The following is a 4,999-nucleotide window of genomic DNA, read 5'->3' as shown; positions in this document are numbered from 1 at the left end:
CGCTCCCACTGGCTCTGTTGTGGGGATTCAGTGGGAGCGTGCTTGTCACGCGATTATCTGTCTAACCATTCAGGATAAGGGCAGTCTTTATCGAGAAGAGGTTCGAACCATTGCCACTCTTTAGCTCTGAAATAGAGATACGGCCAGGTCGTATTGATTTCGGTGAGTTTCGCTCGGTAGGGATTCATGTAGATGTAGTGAAGAATTGGATGCAGCTCACTGTCGTTTCTCAGTTTGTGATCGTAGTATCCTGATTGCCAATAGGTCTTTGCTGGTTCGGAAGTTTTGCGAAACTGGAATTTTAAGCGGGAGATAGACTTCCCTAAGTCTAGAATTTCCCCGAGACGAAAGAGAATGTGGACGTGATCTGGCATGAGCACATGAGCGATCATCTCAAAAACGTTATCTCGCTCGAGTTCTTCTATCGTGAGTTTGAATGCTCTGTGGGTTTCTGGTTCGCAAAGTGAAGAGCTGGGCGGCTTTGCCTTGAACGTAACGAAGTAACGGGCGTTGGGTTCGGAGTGACGGCCTTTCCGGAGGTCTTTGGAATGGGGTGGGCGTTTCATTGCTGACTGGCTTGTTTATCGCGTGACAAGCACGCTCCCACCTTATTATTTACCGCCGGTGGCGGTGATGCCTTGGATGAAGGTCTTTTGGGTGAAGAAGAAAAGCACGATGAGGGGCATGATGATCAGGGTGGAGGCGGCCATGAGGTAGTGCCATTCGGTGCCGCCTTGGCGGGATTGGAAGGCTTGGAGGCCGAGGGCTAGGGTGTAGTTTTCCTGATCGTTGATGAAGATGAAGGGGGCGAAGAAGTCGTTCCAGCTATGCATGAAGGTGAAGAGCGCGATCACGAGCAGGGCTGATTTGCTGAGTGGGAGAATGAGCTGGAAGAAGATGCGGAGTTCGCTGCAACCGTCTATGCGGGCGGCCTCTGTAATGGATTTTGGGATACCGAGGAAGAATTGGCGGAGCAGGAAGATGTTGAAGGCGTTGCCGAGGAAGAAGGGGACGTAGAGCGTCTTGAAAGTGCCGATCCAGTCGAGCTCTCGGAAGAGGGCGTAGGTGGGGACCATGATGACGGGAAAGGGGATCATCATGGTGGCGATGCAGAGGTAGAAGACTTTGTCGCGTCCGCGCCACTCGATGCGGGAGAAGCCGTAGGCGGCTAGGGCGCTGGAGAGGACGGAACCGATGACGGACATGAAGGCGACGAAAAGGGTGTTGCCGGCGTAGCGCCAGAATTTGCCCATGGAGGCGATGGCTTCGGTGAAGTTTTCCCATTTCCACTCGGAGGGTATCCAGACGGGAGGCAGGGCCATGGTTTCTTCGAGCGGTTTGAAGGCGGTGGAAACCATCCAGGCGAAGGGAGCGGCGAACTGGATAGCGAAGAGCGCTAGCAGCGTGTAGAGGAGGATCTTTCCGAGGAGACTGAGTTTATGGGTAGGCACAGTTTAAGTGAAGAGTTAAGAGTGAAAAATGAAGAGTGTGTGGTTGCGGCGTTTTTAACTTTTCGTTCTTCGCTTTTCACTTCCCGGCGTAGTGGACGCGGCGTTCGGAGATCTTCATGAGGGTGAGGGTGAGGGTCACGATGAGGATGAAGAAGATGAGGGCCATGGCGCAGGCGTAACCCATTTCCCAATCCTGGAAGGCTTTTAGGTAGATGTAGGTGGCGGCGAAGAGCATGGAGCCGCCTGGGCCGCCGGGGGGCTCGTTGACGCCGTCCATCATCACGAAGGGGACGGCGAAGACTTGGAAGGCGGCGATGAAGCCCATGATCATGTTGAAGAGAATGTAGGGAGAGACCATGGGGATGGTGACATGGCGGAGCTTGGACCAGAAGCCGGCACCGTCGAGTTGGGCGGCCTCGTAGAGCTCGACGGGGGCTTCTTGCAGGCCGGCTAGGAAGATGACCATGGCGTGCCCTAGACCCCAGACCGAGGCGACGACGAGGCCGAGTTTGGTGAAGCTTGGGTCTTCAAGCCAGGCGGGTGTGGAGAAGCTGGTGCCGAGCACTGCGTTGGCGAAGTCGGCAAAGGGGCCGATGACTTGGTTGATGAGACCGACCTCTCCGTTCAGCAGCCAGCGCCAGATGACGCCGAGGCAGACCATGGGCACGAGAGATGGGAGAAAGAAGGCGGTGCGGAAGAAGCTTTTGCCGACGACGTTGAAATTGAGCAGGATGGCGAGGAAGCAGGCCAGGGCGGTGTTGAGAGGGACGGAGATTGCTGCGAAAAAGACGGTGTTGAACACCGCTTTCATGAAGTTGGTGTCAGTGGCGAGTTCGGCGTAGTTTTCGGTGCCGATGGGGACGGGGGGGGCGAGCACCGAGTAGTCCATAAAGGAGAAGTAGAGTGTCGCGATGAGGGGGTAGAGGGCGAAGGCGAGGAACCCGAGGATCCAGGGGGAGATGAAGAGGAGCCCTTTTGTTGTATTTATTTTTTCGGTACGGGTCACTGGGGTGAAGTGTAGAGTGTCTATTTTGATCCTGCAGTGCGGCGGCCTCGGCGATGCCGCCCTACCTTGATGTTAGTGGGCGTCGATCTGTTCTTGCCAGAGTTCTTGGTAGTTCTCTTCGACGCGTGACCAGCGGAGTTGCTTTTTGTCGAGGGCTTTTTGCTGGCGTGATTGGATTTGGGCGAGGCCTTCTTCGGGGGTGACGAGCCCGTAGAGAATGGAGTTGGCGGCTTCGTTGGTGTCGGTGAAGTAGTTTTGGTATTGGGCGATTTGGGGACGGGCTTTCGCGTAGCCGGAGTTGGCGATGTCTATGTGGACTTGCAGGTAGGGGTGATCGTGATCGTCGTAGAAATCTGGTGACACGTTCTTGAGCGAAGTGAGCTTGCCGTGGGCGAGGGCTAGTTTTTCGAGGCCGCCTTGCTCGAGGAGGTAGCGTAGGAAGGTGAAGGCTTCCTCGACATGATCGGCTCCTTTGGGGATTACCGCTTCGTCGCAGTCGGCGATGGCGAAGTATGGGATCTCCGCGTTTTGGGAAGCGGGGAAGGGGGCGCAGCCGTATTCGAAATCATCGGGGGCGAAGGTTTCGATGAAGCGGTTCATCCAGATGCCTTGTAGGACCATGGCGACTTTTCCGTCGAAGAGCGGATTCTGTGGAGAGGAGAATCGGCCGAAGCCGGAGCGAAGTTTGATCAGCTCGTCCTTGCCGAAGCGTTGATTGTAGGAGGCGAGCCATTGGGCGGCTTTTTGCCATCCTTCTTCTTGGTAGAGCATTCGGTTTTCGCCGTCGTAGGATCCCATGCCGAACCAGTTGCTCCATTCTGGTCGCCACCAGCCGGGTTCGAGGGGGAAGTGTCCGATGCGGGCGATGGAACCGTCTTCTCGTTTTTGCGTAATCAGGTCATTGATACGTTCCAGTTCTTCGAGGGTTTTCGGAGGTCGGTCGTAGCCGACTTCGCGGAAGATCTTCTTATTGTAATGGAGAGTGGTGACGGAGCAGGTGAGAGGGATGGCCCAGGTGCGGCCGCGGTAGTTAGCGGTTTCCCAGAAGGTGGGGACGAATTGGTCGGCGGTGATGCCTGCGGATTGGCAAAGGCCGTCGAGGGGGGTGAGGGCATTGTTCTCGGCGTAGGGGGCGATGAACTGGTTATTCATGATGGCGATGTCGGGAGGGTTGCCTCCAGCGGTGGCCAGCATGATTTTTGTCTGCGGGTCGGTGATGTTGAGCGAGCGGACGTAGATCGCGCCTTGGGACGCGTTGAAGTCCGCCACTACGGAGTCGATGCCCTCGCGTTCGGTCCCCGCCCAGCTGGTCCAAAGCGTGACGATGGTTCGTCCGTCTTCGGTGCGATCGTTTTGGATACGGCTGCAGCTTGTGAGAAGCGTGGCAGCGATAGCTATAGTCAGGATTTTATGAACCACTGAGGACTCTGATTGGCGCTGATGTTCTTGGTGTGTGGGGTTGTGGTATGGGATTGCCCGAGAGGGATGCTGTCAAGGGCGTTGGAGAAGGGGTTGACGCATTCTTATGAGGGGGCTTTTTGGAGGTGATGAACATCGTTTTGTTTGAGGAGAGTGAAGTGGGGGGGATTTTGCCAGTGGGGGATGAGCGGGCTGTTCATGTGTTGAAGGTTTTGCGGCGTCAGGTGGGAGATTACTTTGACGTGGGGTTGATCAATGGGCCGAAGGGGAAGGCGACTTTGGTAGGGGTGACGGACGAGGGGCTGGAGTTGAGTTTTGTGTGGGGCGATGAGGAGCCGCCGCTTTTGCCGATCGATCTGGTGGTGGGCTTGAGTCGGCCGCAGACGATGCGGAAGCTTTTGAATGAGGCGACGACGATGGGGGTGCGAAGTATTCGCTTCGTGGAGACGAAGCGGGGCGAACCTTCTTATGGGGAGTCGAAGCTTTGGTCGACGGGGGAATGGCGTCGCCATGTGGTGGCGGGCGTGGCGCAAGCGTTTACGACACGGATGCCGGAGGTGAGCTGGGGGATGAGCTTGGAGGCAGCTTTGGATGATCTGGAGGAGGTGAGGTTTCGGGTGGCGTTGGACAATTATGAGGCTTCGGTGAAATTGGGGATGGCTGTGGGTGGCCGGAAGGAGTTGGCTTTGGCTGTGGGCAGTGAGCGGGGCTGGACGGGCAAGGAGCGGGACTTGTTGCGGGATCGAGCTTGGGTCTTGGCTGGAATGGGGGAACGTGTCTTGAGAACGGAGACGGCGACGGTTGCCGCGGTGGCGGTCGCTCGGGAGATGATGGGGGGCGGTTGAGGGATGAAGTATGAGGGGGGGATCCTGCAATGCGCATCGGCGTCAACTTAAACGCTGAAAGGCTCTTCATCTTCTTCTTCATCCGCTTCTACTTCTCGTTCGGAGAGCGGGGCTACAGGCTTGGAGTCTGTATTTTTAGAAGAAGATGAAGAAGGAGAAGCCGAAGAAGAACATTTGGAGACCTTTTTCAGATAAGTTGACGCCGATGTGCAATGCGGCGTGCCGCGGCGGGCCGGCCCTAGCGGATCCTGCGATGGAAATGGCCGCTGGGACAGCGG

Annotated in this window: 5 protein-coding genes; 1 reads left to right on the top strand and 4 read right to left on the bottom strand. The window is 56.5% G+C overall.

The window, feature by feature from the left end; translation table 11 throughout:
• Nucleotides 1–53 precede the first annotated feature (53 nt).
• The 4 genes from JIN87_RS27540 to JIN87_RS27525 all read right to left on the bottom strand — a co-directional run bounded on the left by JIN87_RS27540 (nt 54) and on the right by JIN87_RS27525 (nt 3,876).
• The gene (locus JIN87_RS27540) at nt 54–566 is read right to left on the bottom strand and encodes an REP-associated tyrosine transposase (RefSeq protein WP_200359870.1); all 513 of its coding nucleotides are present in this window, start codon (nt 564–566) and stop codon (nt 54–56) included.
• Between the two features lie 45 nt (nt 567–611).
• Nucleotides 612–1,451, bottom strand: a complete 840-nt coding sequence (locus tag JIN87_RS27535; RefSeq protein WP_200359869.1) for a carbohydrate ABC transporter permease — start codon at nt 1,449–1,451, stop codon at nt 612–614.
• Nucleotides 1,452–1,527: 76 nt separating this feature from the next.
• Nucleotides 1,528–2,457 (bottom strand): carbohydrate ABC transporter permease, encoded by a 930-nt coding sequence (locus JIN87_RS27530; protein WP_200359868.1) that lies wholly within the window; start codon nt 2,455–2,457, stop codon nt 1,528–1,530.
• Between the two features lie 72 nt (nt 2,458–2,529).
• Nucleotides 2,530–3,876: an extracellular solute-binding protein gene (locus JIN87_RS27525; protein WP_200359867.1), complete on the bottom strand. Its 1,347-nt coding sequence runs from the start codon at nt 3,874–3,876 to the stop codon at nt 2,530–2,532.
• A 128-nt stretch (nt 3,877–4,004) separates the two neighbouring features.
• On the opposite strand from JIN87_RS27525, the gene JIN87_RS27520 reads away from it, so the two are divergent.
• Nucleotides 4,005–4,721, top strand: coding sequence for an RsmE family RNA methyltransferase (locus tag JIN87_RS27520; protein WP_200359865.1), 717 nt, complete (start codon nt 4,005–4,007; stop codon nt 4,719–4,721).
• Nucleotides 4,722–4,999: the final 278 nt, after the last annotated feature.

Origin of the sequence: Pelagicoccus mobilis, from assembly GCF_016595505.1 — a bacterium.
GTDB classification, from domain to species: domain Bacteria; phylum Verrucomicrobiota; class Verrucomicrobiia; order Opitutales; family Opitutaceae; genus Pelagicoccus; species Pelagicoccus mobilis.
This window is presented reverse-complemented; position numbering and strand designations above follow the sequence as displayed.

Bases quoted from the DNA above. Each gene is read 5' to 3' on its own strand.
- JIN87_RS27540 (WP_200359870.1), bottom strand. From the start codon at position 566: ATGAAACGCCCACCCCATTCCAAAGACCTCCGGAAAGGCCGTCACTCC.
- JIN87_RS27520 (WP_200359865.1), top strand. From the start codon at position 4,005: ATGAACATCGTTTTGTTTGAGGAGAGTGAAGTGGGGGGGATTTTGCCA.